This window comes from Escherichia sp. E4736 (genome assembly GCF_005781225.1).
Classification (GTDB): Bacteria; Pseudomonadota; Gammaproteobacteria; order Enterobacterales; family Enterobacteriaceae; genus Escherichia.
Genome location: NZ_VATT01000003.1, coordinates 1 through 16508 on the forward strand (window position 1 = coordinate 1; position 16508 = coordinate 16508).

The window sequence follows — 16508 nt, forward strand, 5'->3', positions numbered from 1 at the left end:
CTGGCAAAAAGTTGCCAGATTCTGACGAGCGTTACCGTCGAGAAATAATTCATCATTGATAATTTGAAATGCGACATCATCACGCATTTCATGCAGCGGAAAACGTTTTGATTCCGCGATAGTAGAAATTGCCTTCGCGCCAAAACGCGAGTCGAGTAGTTCTGAGCGGAAATCCGTTAACAGCTTCTGGTCCATTTCGAACTCCTTAAATTTATTTGAAGGCAATAAAAAAGTAGGATTTATCTGGAATGGACGCAAGGGGTTACAGGTATAATTTAAATAACAAAATCCTAAGCATGAAATTGATTTATCTATATAACAAACTAACACCAATAATATTTACACCAGAAAACACCAGATTAATTTTAAATATATATTTAAGGAATTCCTGTTATTTATTTTAATAATCAAAAAGAGTTTACTTCCTTCTGCATTCTTACACTGATTACCGCTACTCTTATTTGTAATAACAGCGATACACCTGCTTTTATCATGGAGTAGCGTGAATGTTCCGAAAATGAAATTTTGCAAAAAAAACGTTTATCACTCATTTTCTTTGTATATTAATGGGTTATATTTTTTGACACATTAATAAACGTGATCTTCCGCACACTTCATCCCCCATCGACCGTAGCGAATGACTACTCTTAAAGGAAAGCCCGATAATTAGAGACGAATTTCGGAGGTCGGATCCTTATGCTCAATCAGAAAATTCAAAACCTTAATCCAGATGAACGGATGATCGAAGTCGATCTCTGCTATGAGCTGGATCCGTATGAATTAAAACTGGATGAGATGATGGAGGCAGAGCCAGAACCCGAGATGATTGAGGGGCTACCCGCCTCTGATGCGCTGACCCCTGCCGATCGTTATCTCGAACTGTTCGAGCATGTCCAGTCGGCGAAAATTTTCCCTGACAGCAAAACCTTCCCTGACTGCGCCCCCAAAATGGACCCGCTGGATATCTTAATCCGCTATCGTAAAGTGCGCCGTCATCGCGATTTCGACTTACGCCAGTTTGTTGAAAAGCACTTCTGGCAGCCGGAAGTCTACTCCAGCGAGTATGTATCGGACCCGCAAAACTCACTGAAAGAGCATATCGACCAACTATGGCCGGTGTTAACCCGCGAACCCCAGGATCATATTCCCTGGTCTTCCCTGCTGGCGCTACCGCAATCGTACATTGTCCCGGGGGGCCGTTTTAGCGAAACCTACTACTGGGATTCCTATTTCACCATGCTGGGGCTGGCAGAGAGCGGGCGTGAGGATTTACTGAAATGCATGGCCGACAACTTCGCCTGGATGATAGAAAACTATGGCCACATCCCCAACGGCAACCGCACCTATTATTTGAGCCGCTCGCAGCCACCGGTTTTTGCGTTGATGGTGGAGCTATTTGAAGAAGATGGTGTGCGCGGTGCACGCCGCTACCTTGATCATCTAAAAATGGAATATGCCTTCTGGATGGACGGCGCAGAATCACTGATTCCGAATCAGGCCTATCGCCATGTGGTGCGGATGCCGGACGGTGCCCTGCTCAACCGTTATTGGGATGACCGCGACACGCCGCGCGATGAATCCTGGCTGGAAGATGTGGAAACCGCGAAACACTCCGGTCGCCCGCCTAACGAGGTGTATCGCGATTTACGCGCAGGTGCCGCTTCTGGCTGGGATTACTCATCACGCTGGCTACGTGACGCGGGCCGTCTGGCAAGCATTCGCACTACCCAATTCATCCCCATCGACCTTAATGCTTTCCTGTTTAAACTGGAGAGCGCCATTGCCAACATCTCGGCGCTGAAAGGTGAGAAAGAGACAGAAACGCTGTTCCGCCAGAAAGCCAGCGCCCGCCGCGATGCAGTTAACCGTTATCTCTGGGATGATGAAAACGGCATCTACCGCGATTACGACTGGCGGCGCGAGCAGTTAGCCCTCTTTTCCGCTGCCGCTATTGTGCCGTTATACGTGGGCATGGCGAATCACGAACAGGCAGACCGCCTGGCAAACACCGTACGTAGCCGTTTACTGACGCCGGGTGGGATTCTGGCGAGCGAGTACGAAACCGGAGAACAGTGGGATAAACCCAACGGCTGGGCGCCATTGCAGTGGATGGCGATTCAGGGGTTTAAAATGTACGGCGATGACTATCTGGGTGATGAAATCGCGCGTAGCTGGTTGAAGACAGTGAACCAGTTTTACCTGGAACATCACAAACTGATCGAGAAATACCATATTGCCGATGGCCTTCCCCGTGAGGGCGGCGGGGGCGAATATCCGTTGCAGGATGGATTTGGCTGGACCAACGGTGTGGTACGGCGTCTGATAGGTTTGTACGGCGAACCGTAATATTTTAACAGCCAGCCACTAACAACCTGCTGGCTATAAAACTATCCTCTTCAGGAGGCGATATTTAACATCATCGCCGCCTGAGTGCGGTTTTTCACTTCCAGACGGCGATAAAGCGATTCCAGATGCGCTTTAACCGTTCCGGTACTGATATTTAACGCCCTGCCGATCTCTTTATTTGATTCACCTGCCGCCAGCATAGTTAAAATTTCCCGTTGGCGGGCGCTTAGCGATTTGAGGTCTTTTGTGTCTTTTTCCGGTGTCGTTCGCCAGTCTCCGGGCAGAAACATCATTCCCATTGCCGCGCTATTTACCGCCAATGCAAACGTCTCGACGGCTGAATCACGCGGTACAATTGCCATCACGTTAAAATGGATAACTTCCTGTAACCATCGTTTGCTGCAATCTGTCGCCGTTATCAACACTTTAACATCAGGAAATTGCACTACGGTTTTTTGCAGTAACCAGTAGCAAAACTCACCATCCTGATCGCCATCAAGCATGACCAAGGCTTCAGGGGAGCTTTCCAGTTTTTGCCACAGTTCATCTGCCTGATCGACGCCCTGAATACTCACTCCAGGAATACGCTGCTGTAAGCTGATTTTCATTCCGTGAATAAATATTGACTGCCTGTCAAACATGATTATATGCATTACTGAATCTCCACCTGGATACGTTAAAACTCTCAAGTAGGGGAAGGGTATTACCCGAGAGGCAAAATAAGAATTCGCCATTTGGCGGTGGCCATTCTACAGATATGCAATGTGGAAAATAGTTACCGATATAAATAGTTACAGCTGACAGCCTGAAATTACATGTCGAGGGCATTATTTAAAACATTTTTGAGGAAATCCTTATATCTTCGTCTGACAAGCATTCAAATAAACTGTGATTTTCGCGAGAGCTGGCTAAATACCTGACCGCAAAATGATTAAATTGCGCACGAAAAGCCAATACTGCATTTACTATTTTGCAGGAAATTGCTGAAAAGACAGTCCTTCAAGCGTTATTTTTCCTTTCCAGTGAAGCTTATCAGCCATTTCCTTCTAAAAAATACCGGTATTAATCATTACTACATTGTGAAACCTTGCATTAGATGCTAGAAAAAACAATAAATAATGCGCTATGCGCGTTACTGTTTCGCTGTGAACAACAATCGGTCAAAGAAATGGATAAAATTCACGCAATGCAGTTGTTCATTAAGGTCGCAGAGCTGGAAAGTTTTTCCCGTGCAGCGGATTTCTTTGCTTTGCCAAAGGGAAGTGTTTCGCGCCAGATACAGGCACTGGAACATCAGCTTGGCACCCAGTTGCTGCATCGCACTACGCGGCGGGTCAAACTTACCCCCGACGGCATGACCTATTACCAACGAGCGAAAGATGTGTTGAGTAATCTCAACGAACTGGACGGCCTGTTTCAGCAGGATACCACCAGCATCAGCGGCAAATTACGCGTCGATATCCCGCTCGGAATTGCGAAAAACCTGTTGCTGCCGCGCCTGCCAGAATTTCTTCATCAGTACCCAGGGATTGAACTGGAATTAAGTAGCAGTGACCGGGCGATTGATATTCTTCGTGATGGCTATGATTGCGTGATGCGCACGGGCTCGTTGCCCGACGAGGGTATTATTACCCGCCCCCTCGGCAAACTGACGATGGTCAACTGTGCCAGCCCGCACTATCTGACGCGTTTTGGTTATCCGCAAAGTGTGGACGATCTGACTTCGCACGCAGTGGTGCATTACACGCCGCATTTGGGCGCGCATCCATTAGGTTTTGAGGTTGCCACCAGTAATGGCGTCCAGTGGTTTAAGTCCGGCGGCATGTTGACGGTAAACAGTAGCGAAACCTATCTCGCCGCCGGCCTGGCGGGTCTGGGTATCATTCAAATCCCCCGCGTCGCCGTACGCGAAGCCCTACGCGCCGGGCGGCTTATTGAAGTGTTGCCCAACTACCGCGCCGAGCCGCTATCCATTTCTCTGGTTTATCCCCAGCGTCGGGAGCTTTCCCGCCGTGTAAATCTGTTTATGCAGTGGCTGGCTGGCGTAATAAAAGAGCACCTGGACTGACCGACTATACTTTTTAAGACAGACAACGACAGAAGGACTAAAGAGCGGATGACGCAGGAAAACGAGATCAAACGTCCCACCCAGGATCTGGAGCACGAGCAAATTAAACATCTGGATAATAGCGATAAAGGCAGCAAAGTCAGTCAGGCGTTGGAAACCGTTACCACCACTGCCGGGAAAGTCCAACGTCAACCCATCATCGCGCACCTGATACGCGCAACAGAACGCTTCAATGATCGGCTGGGTAACCAGTTTGGCGCGGCAATCACTTATTTCTCGTTTTTATCGATGATCCCGATTTTGATGGTGTCGTTTGCCGCAGGGGGCTTTGTGCTGGCCTCCCACCCGATGCTGCTGCAGGATATCTTCGACAAAATTCTGCAAAACATCAGCGATCCGACGCTGGCGGCCACATTGAAAAATACCATCAACACCGCCGTTCAGCAGCGAACGACCGTAGGGCTTGTCGGCCTGGCGGTGGCGCTTTATTCCGGGATTAACTGGATGGGAAATTTGCGTGAAGCAATTCGCGCTCAATCGCGTGATGTTTGGGAACGTTCACCGCAAGATCAGGAGAAGTTTTGGGTTAAGTATCTGCGTGATTTTATTTCACTAATTGGTTTATTGATTGCGCTGATTGTCACGCTTTCAATAACCTCGGTTGCCGGTTCGGCGCAGCAAATGATTATTAGCGCCCTGCACCTTAACAGTATTGAGTGGCTGAAACCGACGTGGCGGTTGATTGGCATGGCGATTTCTATCTTCGCTAACTATCTGCTTTTCTTCTGGATCTTCTGGCGTCTTCCGCGTCATCGCCCGCGTAAAAAGGCGCTGATTCGTGGAACATTCATCGCGGCTATTGGTTTTGAAGTCATTAAAATCGTGATGACGTATACCCTGCCGTCGTTGATGAAATCCCCGTCTGGCGCGGCATTTGGTTCCGTGCTGGGGCTGATGGCGTTTTTTTACTTCTTTGCCCGTCTGACGTTGTTTTGCGCGGCGTGGATTGCCACCGCCGAATACAAAGACGACCCGCGAATGCCGGGGAAAACGCAGCATTAAAATAGGTCGGATGCGGCGTAAACGCCTTATTCGGCCTACGAATTTATTCGACCTGGCTCGCCGTAGGCCGGATAAGATGCACCAGCATCGCATCCGGCTATGATGCGCACATAACCACCTGAAACTCTTCCCCTGGACCTCTTCAGCCATCTCTTTGGGAGCCAACAATTTCACATCAACTCATAAACCCAGCATATAAATCCAGTTGGTAACTTTTATTTAACCTGAAACCAGTTTTATCCACCATTTATGAAATTGTGTGAAGCATTTCATAGAAGAAAAATCACTAGTCTAAACATTATCCGCTTTTTGCCTGGTTTTTAACCTTTTCCGCGATTTGTTACACATTGAAATATCACTTTTGCTGTGCGTAATATGGCTATTCGTTCGCCAAAAAATAAGAAAAGATTATGCAAGCAACAGCCACAACACTCGACAACGAGCAAGAATACAAGCCGATAAACTCACGTAATAAAGTCCTTGTCGCCTCCCTCATTGGCACGGCCATTGAGTTCTTCGACTTCTACATTTACGCCACTGCGGCCGTTATTGTGTTCCCGCATATCTTCTTCCCGCAGGGCGATCCCGCGGCAGCGACGCTACAATCGCTCGCCACCTTCGCCATCGCCTTCGTCGCACGCCCAATCGGTTCTGCCGTATTTGGTCATTTCGGCGATCGCGTTGGGCGTAAAGCGACGCTGGTCGCCTCGTTGCTAACGATGGGGATTTCAACAGTGGTGATTGGTCTGCTGCCGGGCTACGCCACGATTGGTATTTTCGCCCCGCTGCTGCTGGCACTGGCTCGATTTGGTCAAGGTCTGGGATTAGGCGGTGAATGGGGTGGCGCAGCGCTGTTGGCAACCGAGAACGCACCACCGCGTAAACGTGCGCTGTACGGCTCCTTCCCACAGCTGGGCGCACCGATTGGCTTCTTCTTTGCTAACGGCACTTTTCTGCTGCTTTCCTGGCTGCTGACTGATGAGCAGTTTATGAGCTGGGGCTGGCGCGTGCCGTTTATCTTCTCGGCGGTGCTGGTCATTATCGGCCTGTATGTTCGCGTGTCGCTGCATGAGTCGCCGGTGTTTGAAAAAGTCGCTAAAGCGAAAAAGCAGGTGAAGATCCCGCTGGGTACACTGCTGACCAAACACGTGCGCGTCACGGTACTCGGCACCTTTATCATGCTGGCAACCTACACGTTGTTTTATATCATGACCGTCTACTCAATGACCTTCAGTACCGCCGCCGCGCCAATTGGGCTTGGCCTGCCGCGCAATGAAGTGCTGTGGATGCTGATGATGGCAGTTATTGGTTTTGGCGTGATGGTACCAGTAGCCGGATTGCTGGCCGATGCCTTTGGGCGGCGTAAAAGCATGGTGATCATCACGACACTAATCATCCTGTTCGCGCTGTTCGCCTTTAATCCACTGCTCGGTTCTGGCAATCCTATTCTGGTTTTTGCTTTCCTGCTGCTGGGGTTAAGCCTGATGGGGCTGACCTTCGGGCCGATGGGCGCGCTGTTACCAGAGCTGTTCCCGACAGAAGTGCGTTACACCGGAGCATCATTCTCTTACAACGTAGCGTCGATTCTCGGGGCTTCCGTTGCGCCATATATCGCGGCCTGGTTGCAAACTAACTACGGGTTAGGTGCGGTGGGGTTATATCTGGCGGCAATGGCTGGCTTGACGTTAATCGCCCTGCTGCTGACGCATGAGACGCGACATCAGTCGTTGTAATAAGACTGAAAAGCCTGATGCGCTACGCTTATCGGGCATGAACAAAGCGCACTTTGCCAACAATCTAAATCTGTTTAATTGCCGGATGCCAGATATCCGGCAATTTCCATCACTTCTTCATCTGCGACAAAATTGTCCGGCACTGATTAGCCTCCCCTTCGGAAGGCGAGATCAGCGCCAGCAAGGCCGCAGCTGGCGTCACCAGCGTTGCCAGTGCCGCCGCAACGGCACCTCGGGCAATCAACGGCCCGGCTTTCACCCCAGCCTGCGGATTTTTAAACGTCCCACGCACATACAGCGGCGAACGCAGTGTGATAATCCGAATCCCTTTACTCTCCGGATCAATAGTCAAATCCAGCTGTTCCGAAGCAAAACTTGCCGTGCCGGTAACATTAATCAACGCGTTCTCAGTATCAAAAGCAAAAATCTGCGGACGCGCCACGCCATTGGCAATATTCAGATTTGCTGCCGCGCAGTTCACCCGCACCTCATCATCACCGAAGATCGCACCGACAATGTAGTTACCGACGTTCAGCCCGACAATCTCCATCAGGTTGCGGCTCACCAGCCCGTCATTCATCAACAGTTTCAGGTTACCGTTACTGTTCCCCAAAAGCGCCGCCACTGAGTTACCGCTACCGCGTAGTTCCGCATCACCGTTCATTTCCCCCAGCGTCTTCTGCATCAATTCCACATCCGGCATCAGTTCTTTCAGTTTCAGTCGACGAGCCTGAATATCTGCCCGCCCTTGCATCGGCTTTTTATCGCCTTCCAGATGAATATTCGCCGCAATGCTGCCGCCCGCCATGCCAAATTTCAGCGGTTGCAGGCGTAGGTCAGCGTTTTTGAGGATGATATGGGTAGAAAGATCGCTAATCGGCAGGCTGCTGCCATGCTCAATACGACGGCCTTTGAATCGAACATCGGCATCCATGACGTCCCATTTATCGGTTTCGAAGCGGTCATACGGCAGCACTTTGCCCGCAGGCTGAACGCTTTTTTCGCCCTTCTTCTGTTCAGACCGTTTCGACTTTTCCGCCCCTTTACCGGAATCAACGCCAATTAACGGTCCTAAATCTGCCAGCCGCAATTGGCGCGACTCGACGTCACCTTCCAGTTTTGGCCGTGGCTTACCGGTGGTGTAGACCAGAGAACCGTGAATATCGCTATCGCCAATACGCCCGTTAAAGCCACGATAATCAAAGACCGACGGTTTTTCCGTGTCGATTTTCGCTACCAGCCGACCATCGGTTTCAAACGGTGGGGTATCAGGCAGCAGAACGCCCGTCAGTTCATAGAGATCGCCCAGCGAATCGCCGGAAAATTTAAGCCGTAAATCGACGCCGCCCATTTTCATTGGGTCATTCACGACGCCATCAAAAGCAACACGGGTGTTACCAGAGCGGAAATCAGCCTGTACCGGAAACGGCGTCCCTTCGCCACGCAGCGCCAGCATGCCGCCAATTTTTCCCGTGCCTGTGAGCGGTTCGCCGTTATAACGTCCCTGCGCCTTCAGGCCAAAAACATAATCGCCCACCTTTTCTTTCTCGTTCTTACCTTTCGATCCGCTGACTTCACTGAACGGTAACGGCTTGCCTAATGGATCGACAAAAATTTCCAGATCCGCTTTGCTTACTTTGTCATCAATGGCGATCCGCCCTTGATCGAACAGAATATTATCCAGCCGAAACGACCACGCCGACGGCTTTGCATTCGCGTCTTTGTTGTCATCGCTGGCGAGATTAAACGTCCAGTTGTTATTCTTTTCTGAGAGGCGAATCAGGCGTGCGTCGGGCTTTTCCAGTTTGATCCACGGTAGCCAGACCGTTTTGGTCAGCAGCGCCAGAGGGGCCAGCGTTGCTTCTACCCGTGGCAGATGCACCATTGTGACTTCGGGAATGTCTGGCGGGTTGCCGAGAATGATGTCTTCCGCGTGTACATGGGGCCACGGCACCCAGCTGCGCCAGCCGGTTTCCTGTTTTTGCCGCTCCCATACCACGCTCAGATCGCCACGAATAGCGAACGGGCGATTCAGCTCCGCAGAGACTTTCTGGTTGATGGTCGGTTTGAGTCGATTCCAGTCAAAAGTCGCAATCAAAATGATCGCCACGACGAGCAACAACAAGAAAGCACCTGAAATCGCGGCGGTTATTTTGCCTGCCTTGCTCATAGTTCGCTTCCTCATATTCTTCCTGGGCCAGTCCTAAAGATAGTCCAGCCAGGCGGAAAATGAGGCGGCTACACCACCAGAGCCACCGTATCCAGCGTTTCTATCGGTGCCGGACGCGAAAGAAACCAGCCTTGTGCGGCGAATGCGGGCGAGTTCTGTACATCGCGCCACTCTTCCGGCGTTTCCACGCCTTCGACGATCACCCCGCGACAATAGCGATTCATTAGATGTAAAAGCTGCGAAAAGAGCGTGCGGCCTTCCGGCGACTGGCGCAGCATCACAAACAGTTCGCGAGCGATTTTAATGTAGTCATAACGGACTTCACTGAGCGCGGAGAAATTTGCCATCCCAGTGCCAAAATCATCAAGCCATAGCGGACCAAATTCGCACATCGAGGCAAAGGTTGAATCTTTTGGCAGGCGGATATGTTCTACCAGTTCAAAACGCAGCCAGGGAAGGCGGTCAATCTGACGCAAAATTTCCGGCTGCTGACGTAGGGCGAGAAGTGTCGGACCATCGATATTAACCGATGCCAGCAGGCCATGCTCAACAAAGAACACGGCTTTTTGCGCCAGCAAATCAATCTGTTCTTTCACCACATCCATACGATGTCTGATGGTGATTTCAGCAAAATAACGATCCGGCGGCAATCGTTGCGAAGGATCCTCGGGATGAGTAACGACCGTTAATAGCTCTACGGCCATCAACCGACCGGATGTCTGGTAAATCGGTTGCCAGGTGTAAGCACGTTCACACTGCAACCAAAAGCGTCGTTCCTGCAAGCTTTCGATACTTGCTTCAGGATGGCTTATTCGCTGAATAACCTGCCTTATCATCGAAGATGTCCTGTGTTTAAAAGTGATGCTGCCCGGACTCGACAAATGTTATCGGCGCGCAACGCCAGAACTTTACCGCCCGAAGCGGCTAAATTTGCCCGTCCTGCGGCGAAATCGTCCAGGAATACGTTCTGGCTCAAAAAAATAATGGAACAGTGTTTTAATATAGTTGACCAACAAACCACCACAGCGCAAACTAACGCTAATTTTTTTACAGATCAGGTTCACGACTATGTCCAAAAAGATTGCCGTGATTGGCGAATGCATGATTGAGCTTTCCGAGAAAGGCGCAGACGTTAAGCGCGGTTTCGGCGGCGATACCCTGAACACCTCCGTCTATATCGCCCGTCAGGTCGATCCTGCGGCATTAACCGTTCATTACGTGACGGCGCTGGGAACGGACAGTTTTAGTCAGCAGATGTTGGACGCCTGGCACGGCGAGAACGTTGATACTTCCCTGACCCAACGGATGGAAAACCGCCTGCCGGGCCTTTACTACATTGAAACCGATGACACTGGCGAACGTACGTTCTACTACTGGCGTAACGAAGCCGCGGCCAAATTCTGGCTGGAAAGCGAGCAGTCAGCGGCGATTTGCGCAGAGCTGGCGAAATTCGATTATCTCTACCTTAGCGGGATTAGCCTGGCGATTTTAAGCCCAACCAGCCGCGAAAAACTGCTTTCCCTGCTGCGCGAATGCCGCGCCAATGGCGGAAAAGTGATTTTCGACAATAACTACCGTCCGCGCCTGTGGGCCAGCAAAGAAGAGACGCAGCAGGTGTATCAGCAAATGCTGGAATGCACGGATATCGCCTTCCTGACACTGGACGACGAAGACGCGCTGTGGGGTCAACAACCGGTGGAAGACGTCATTGCGCGCACCCATAAAGCAGGCGTGAAAGAAGTGGTGGTGAAACGCGGGGCTGATTCTTGCCTGGTGTCCATTGCTGGTGAAGGGTTAGTGGATGTTCCGGCGGTGAAACTGCCGAAAGAAAAAGTGATCGATACCACCGCAGCTGGCGACTCTTTCAGCGCCGGTTATCTGGCGGTACGTCTGACAGGCGGTAGTGCGGAAGATGCCGCGAAACGTGGGCATTTGACTGCAAGTACCGTTATTCAGTATCGCGGCGCGATTATCCCGCGTGAAGCAATGCCGGAATAATGGTTTTTGACGGAGAACGGATAGATATTCGTTCTCCGTTAATAGTTACAGCGGTACACTATCAGCCTGTTGATAATCGTAATGCCGTAACAATATGCCATCTTGCAAAAGGATTTTTGCAGCTTCACTTCTTCTGATCGGCCTGGGCTACGGGCTGCATATTTTATTTACCCCTTCACAACCGCTTCGCTTTGATCAGCAAGTCTATATCTGGCAACGCGTCTGGACAGCAGAACATAACGAGGCACTAAAACGAAGCCGCCCACTTTTCTCTACGCTACGCATACTTGGGATGCAATTTCACCCGCAAGAAGGCATCCGACACTTTACGGTTAATACTTCACTTATTAAGCAAGATGGTCGCCCGGTCTGGCTGGTCGCGCGACTCGATGGCCAGCTTACACGGTTTAATAACCAGCAAGTTATCCAGCATATTCAACAGACCCTACGTGAGTGGCAAAAGGCAGGTATTACGCTGGCAGGTGTGGAAATTGATTATGACGCGCCAACAGCAAAATTGCCGGAATATCTGACACTTCTTAGTGCGTTACATCAGACGCTTCCTGCAAATATAAAACTTAGCGTTACCGCCCTACCCACCTGGCTTGAATCACCACATCTCGTCCGATTATTGCGCATTGCGGACACTTCGGTTTTACAAGTACATAACGTGCTTTCGCCCGAAAAAGGCCTGTTAGATGCCGGTCTGGCGCAGCGTTGGGTAAAGCAATATGCCAGACAAACCTCGCATCCTTTTTTCGTCGCATTGCCCGCTTACGGTTCTGCGCTCACCAGTGATAATCGCGTCGAGAGTGAAGCTCCGTTATACGTTGCCGAAGAGATGCGTGAATTAAGTGTGTCACCGCAAACCATTGCCGATTTCATTCAATATTTAGAACAGCAACCACCGCGTGGATTACAGGGGCTGGTATGGTTTCGGCTACCGTTAGCAGGCGATCGCCGCGCCTGGTCACTGACGACGCTGGAAGCCGTGATTCAGCATCAACCGCTGACCCCACGCTGGTCGTTAATTATTGCTCAACATGCAGACGAACAGCTTTTTGATCTGGCTATTAAAAACAGCGGCGAAATTGATGCGCCGTTGCCGAAACAAATAATTCTGCCCAATGCAGATTGTCTATTCGCTGATGGAGCCAGCCACTATCAGGTGCAACCCGGGCCATCCAGCCTGAATTTTGTGAGAGGAAGCGCCAGGCAACTGCGCGCCGGAGAAAGCAGTCCGCTGGGATGGGCGCGCTGCAATCAAAAACTACAAGGAGAGTTTAATGTTACGCCATGAGATATCGCGGATTGCCAGCGTTGTGTTATTCACGCTGATTTGCGAGAACGCTTATGCTTGCGGGCCTTATGCGCCGAACTCACTTTTGCATGATCGACAACACACATTAACAGAAATGCCTAATGGCAGTTTCATATATGAAGCTCGCCATTTAGTCGAACGCGATCCACGTTTACCTTTATAGCAGCCAGAGATCGAACCAAACGATTTAGAGGACTATTATCAGTACAGAGAAACGCAAAAGGATACCGATTATCAGCATTACACTCGCGAAAAACGTCTACAAGAGATAGCAGAGAAACTGAAGACAAAACTACCTACAGCAGAACGACTCTATTATCTGGGAGCCATAGACTTTTATCACTTCATCTACGACAGCCCCTGGTTCGATAAATTATTAGCCTTACCCAAAAGCGAACAAGGTGAATGGCGGCTGAAGGCAATGTATACCCAGGCCCGTAAAATATTCGATTCAGGTGAAAATGACGAGTTAGCTTATAATACTGGCGCGTATCATAGTGAGGAATCCATAAAGGGGATTAAACTTTATCAACAAATTATAGAAGAAGTTCGCAATGGTGAGCCAGACCCCGAACAACTCTCTCTCGCCAGCTTGGGGCAGTTAGGTTTTTACCGGCTGAATAAAGCAGATATGAATGGAGCCATCACATATTATGCGCAACAGGCTGCACAAGGTTCCCCCGTAGGTAAAATCTCATTACGTAGAATTGCACTGTATCTGACAAATGAAAAAAATTTCGCCCTTTTAGAAAATATTATTGATGATCCCATAGTTCAGAAACTGGTCATCGCAGAGCTTTTTATTCGTCACGACAGAGGGTATAGCCAGGATGGGTGCATTACCGAAAACAGTGAATATTTCTGCACAACACAACGTGAAAAATTGATCAACTTGTTGGTGAACCATCGGATAAAAGGATTTTCTTATAGCGATCGACTGGCCGCATTAGCTTATCGTAATGGTGATTACTCGTTAACGAAAGTCTTATTAGAGGATGCGCCAGAAAGCGGCCTCCGCGAATGGTTAAACGCAAAAATGGCGCTGCGTGAAGGTAATATTCCTTTAGCGACCCGCTATTATGCCAGTGCGGCAAAATTCTTCCCGGAAAATGAAACGTGGGGCAACCCGATGACAGAAAGTGATTACTACCACGGTAATGAGATCATTATGCCATCATGTCGTATTGCTGGCGAGCAAGCAATTCTGGCGTTGAAGCGCGATGATTACTTGCAAGCAATGACGCTGTTTTATAAAGGCAAAGATACTTATTGGGCAGATTTAGCTGATGTGGGGGAAAGTGTATTAACGTTACAGGAGTTAAAAACGTTTGTTGATAAAAATGTACCACCGCCCAGCCAACAGCTAAAACCCTTTAATTTGCAGTCATCTGAAAATGATTATGACAGAGAATATAGCGGTTACTTCGTTCCCCCAACGCTCATTCCAACTGACGTAAAATTACGTGCATTACTGGCCAGAAGGTTTATTCGCAATGGTCAATATCAGCAAGCCGTCAGCTACTTTGATATTCCAAATTACCGTAAAATGGCGCAGCAACTGGCAGATTTAATGGAAAAAAGCCAAAATAATAATATCAATAATCAGGAGCGCGCGCAGGCGCAATACGAGGCGGCAAGATTATTACGATATAATGGCATCGAACTCGTCGCCTATGAAATGTATCCCGACTATGCTATTACCAGCGGAGCATATTCCACACCTTATTCCTACACTAATGATAGCGGCTGGATAAGTGAGAAAGAAAACCGTCGTTTTGCTAATGCAGTACCTGACAAAAATAATCACTTCTTGCATTACCGCTGGCAGGCTGCGGAATGGGCCGGACAATCTGCCGATTTACTTCACCCCAAAACCCAGACATGGGCCGCCGTGTTATGCCATGCTGCAAGTTGGGTCAGATACCTTGATCCAGAAACCGGTGCATTAATTTATCAACGCTACGTGAAAAACGGTAAAGCTTTTGACTGGGCTGCACATTTTGGTCGTGATTGTCCTGAACCAGTGTTTAAGAAGGATCTGAAGAAATAACCTTACAGGGATGAGAAAGGCTCTCCTTACGGACTGGCGAAAACTGCTGACGCATATCATTCAGACTACGTTATTCATTACCGTTAATCCCGGCAGCGCAGAAGAAACGCTGCCGGGTTATTTATTACTGCGCGGGTGGAATATCCGAAACTTCAGGATGGACGTCATCCGTGGCTACGGATGTAGTCACAGCCGCAGTCGATGGGGCCATGATTTGATCCCATGCGGCCTGCAACTCTTTCATGTTAAATTCCGGCTCACCTTTCGGCTGCAACAGAATTAACGCCATGTCGTTCGACAGTTGCTGACGCAAATCCTGATTTAACATTTCTACCGTCAGGCTGTTGAGGAAATCCTGACGCAGTTTCTGATATTGCTCCGGCGCGATATCGACAACCTGATTTTGCAACGAACGCATCCGCTGGCCCATCAGAATATCGGTATCAGCTCGCGCATAAGCAGCAAACAATTTCTGCAACTCCAGTTTCTTTTGCGCAACCAGAGCGTTGAACTCTTCTTCCGGCAGACCTTTATCACGAACTTTCGCCAGCTCACGCGCCACCAGATTAAGGTTGCTGTTCAGCTTGTCGTTTGGTGACTCGATGTTGATGGCACACTGCGCACGCAGATACAGCACACGGCAGTCAAATCCAAGACCAATGTCTTTACTGTTACTGGCGCTTAATGCTTGCTGAACGTGCCAGAACAGCGCCTCACGGGCCAGGTCCGCACGCCAGTAGCGCAGCAGTGCGGCTGATTCACGAATCGGCTGCCACGGCGTATCCCACATGATGGATAACCGATCCTGACGCACTGCGTCGGTCATAATGCTCACCGCTTCCGCACGCAGAGGAGAAAGCGTCGGCACCGGAGCCGGTGTTTCACGTTTGCCTTTCAGTTCGCCAAACGTTTTGTTGATTTGGTCTACAACCGAGCGCGCATCAACGTTCCCCACCACCAGCAGCGTCATTGCATCCGGGGTGTACCATTTCTGGTAGAAATCTTTAATCTTTTCCGCTTCAACGGGTTGTTTCAGCGGATCGGCAGGATCGTGACCTAATAAAGTCGATCCCTTCAAGCGATAACGCCACCAGCCTTCTTTGGTGTCGGCAGGCCAGGTTGCCACCATGTCCTGACTTTGCAGCGCGTGGTTGATGGTTTCTGGTGTGATGGTCAGTTTGCCACTGGCATTTGCCAGATAAGAGAGCGCCTCTTTCAGCAAGTCGTTACGGTTATTTGGCAGACTAAGATTAAACAGCGTGGTGTCGTAAGAGACGATCACCGGTGGCATCGGGCGCTTAGGGTCGATCCCCTGTTGCCACAATGAACGTGCCTGTGCCGCTTCAAGGCCACCGCTTTGCGTCAGCGCGATGCGGGGAATGGCATGACTATAACCGCTCTGTTGGGTACTTTCGGCGAGCGAACCAGTATTAACCAGCAGGCGAATTTCAACACGATCGCTGGGACGCTGGGGCGTGGTCAACACTTGCCACTGTAAACCGTTGGAGAGCGTCCCCTGTTGCCATGCTGGATCAGGCTGGAGCGCATCTGCCTGCACATAGCCAGCAGTGGCCATCACCAGCAAACCGCCCGCTAAAAGTCGAATTTTTGTGCCCTGCATGTGAACCCCTGATCAACTATCCTGGTAATAAAAGACTGCCCGTTATCGGTCAGTCTGAATAACGTTAAAAACACTTCGTGTTAGACCGCAAGAACATGGAAATGTCACGGAAGAAGTGAAATAAACCTGAACTCACCCA

The 16508-nt window shown here is 49.8% G+C and carries 11 protein-coding genes and 1 pseudogene; 7 read left to right on the top strand and 5 right to left on the bottom strand.

Annotated elements, in window-relative coordinates; all coding sequences use genetic code 11:
* Positions 1 to 195, bottom strand: a pseudogene (locus FEK46_RS02075) (glutamate decarboxylase); the annotation flags it as partial.
* A gap of 501 nt (positions 196 to 696) precedes the next feature.
* On the opposite strand from FEK46_RS02075, the gene FEK46_RS02080 reads away from it, so the two are divergent.
* The gene (locus FEK46_RS02080) at positions 697 to 2346 is read left to right on the top strand and encodes an alpha,alpha-trehalase (protein WP_135559188.1); all 1650 of its coding nucleotides are present in this window, start codon (positions 697 to 699) and stop codon (positions 2344 to 2346) included.
* Between the two features lie 50 nt (positions 2347 to 2396).
* Here FEK46_RS02080 and FEK46_RS02085 read toward each other — a convergent pair whose 3' ends face one another.
* Positions 2397 to 2999: a response regulator transcription factor gene (locus FEK46_RS02085; RefSeq protein WP_064527789.1), complete on the bottom strand. Its 603-nt coding sequence runs from the start codon at positions 2997 to 2999 to the stop codon at positions 2397 to 2399.
* A gap of 515 nt (positions 3000 to 3514) precedes the next feature.
* On the opposite strand from FEK46_RS02085, the gene FEK46_RS02090 reads away from it, so the two are divergent.
* The 3 genes from FEK46_RS02090 (at position 3515) to FEK46_RS02100 (ending at position 7209) form a co-directional block, all read left to right on the top strand.
* On the top strand, positions 3515 to 4414 hold the full coding sequence (locus FEK46_RS02090) for a LysR family transcriptional regulator (RefSeq protein ID WP_205712850.1): 900 nt from the start codon (positions 3515 to 3517) through the stop codon (positions 4412 to 4414).
* A 48-nt stretch (positions 4415 to 4462) separates the two neighbouring features.
* Complete coding sequence (gene yhjD / locus FEK46_RS02095) at positions 4463 to 5476, top strand: inner membrane protein YhjD (protein ID WP_130210132.1); 1014 nt, start codon at positions 4463 to 4465, stop codon at positions 5474 to 5476.
* A gap of 410 nt (positions 5477 to 5886) precedes the next feature.
* Complete coding sequence (locus FEK46_RS02100) at positions 5887 to 7209, top strand: MFS transporter (RefSeq protein ID WP_130210130.1); 1323 nt, start codon at positions 5887 to 5889, stop codon at positions 7207 to 7209.
* A gap of 109 nt (positions 7210 to 7318) precedes the next feature.
* Here the strand turns inward: FEK46_RS02100 and FEK46_RS02105 are convergent, their stop codons facing one another.
* Positions 7319 to 9379 carry an AsmA family protein gene (locus FEK46_RS02105; protein ID WP_135559186.1) on the bottom strand — a complete coding sequence of 687 codons (2061 nt, stop codon included), beginning with the start codon at positions 9377 to 9379 and terminating at the stop codon, positions 7319 to 7321.
* 68 nt (positions 9380 to 9447) lie between these two features.
* Positions 9448 to 10215, bottom strand: coding sequence for a cyclic-guanylate-specific phosphodiesterase (pdeH, locus tag FEK46_RS02110; RefSeq protein WP_130210126.1), 768 nt, complete (start codon positions 10213 to 10215; stop codon positions 9448 to 9450).
* Between the two features lie 232 nt (positions 10216 to 10447).
* On the opposite strand from pdeH, the gene kdgK reads away from it, so the two are divergent.
* The 3 genes from kdgK (at position 10448) to FEK46_RS02125 (ending at position 14748) form a co-directional block, all read left to right on the top strand.
* Positions 10448 to 11377 (top strand): 2-dehydro-3-deoxygluconokinase, encoded by a 930-nt coding sequence (gene kdgK, locus FEK46_RS02115; protein ID WP_130260942.1) that lies wholly within the window; start codon positions 10448 to 10450, stop codon positions 11375 to 11377.
* 94 nt (positions 11378 to 11471) lie between these two features.
* Positions 11472 to 12677 (top strand): DUF3142 domain-containing protein, encoded by a 1206-nt coding sequence (locus FEK46_RS02120; protein WP_135559185.1) that lies wholly within the window; start codon positions 11472 to 11474, stop codon positions 12675 to 12677.
* A gap of 442 nt (positions 12678 to 13119) precedes the next feature.
* Positions 13120 to 14748 (top strand): hypothetical protein, encoded by a 1629-nt coding sequence (locus tag FEK46_RS02125; protein ID WP_240731109.1) that lies wholly within the window; start codon positions 13120 to 13122, stop codon positions 14746 to 14748.
* 124 nt (positions 14749 to 14872) lie between these two features.
* Here the strand turns inward: FEK46_RS02125 and FEK46_RS02130 are convergent, their stop codons facing one another.
* Positions 14873 to 16369, bottom strand: a complete 1497-nt coding sequence (locus FEK46_RS02130; protein ID WP_130210118.1) for a pitrilysin family protein — start codon at positions 16367 to 16369, stop codon at positions 14873 to 14875.
* Positions 16370 to 16508: the final 139 nt, after the last annotated feature.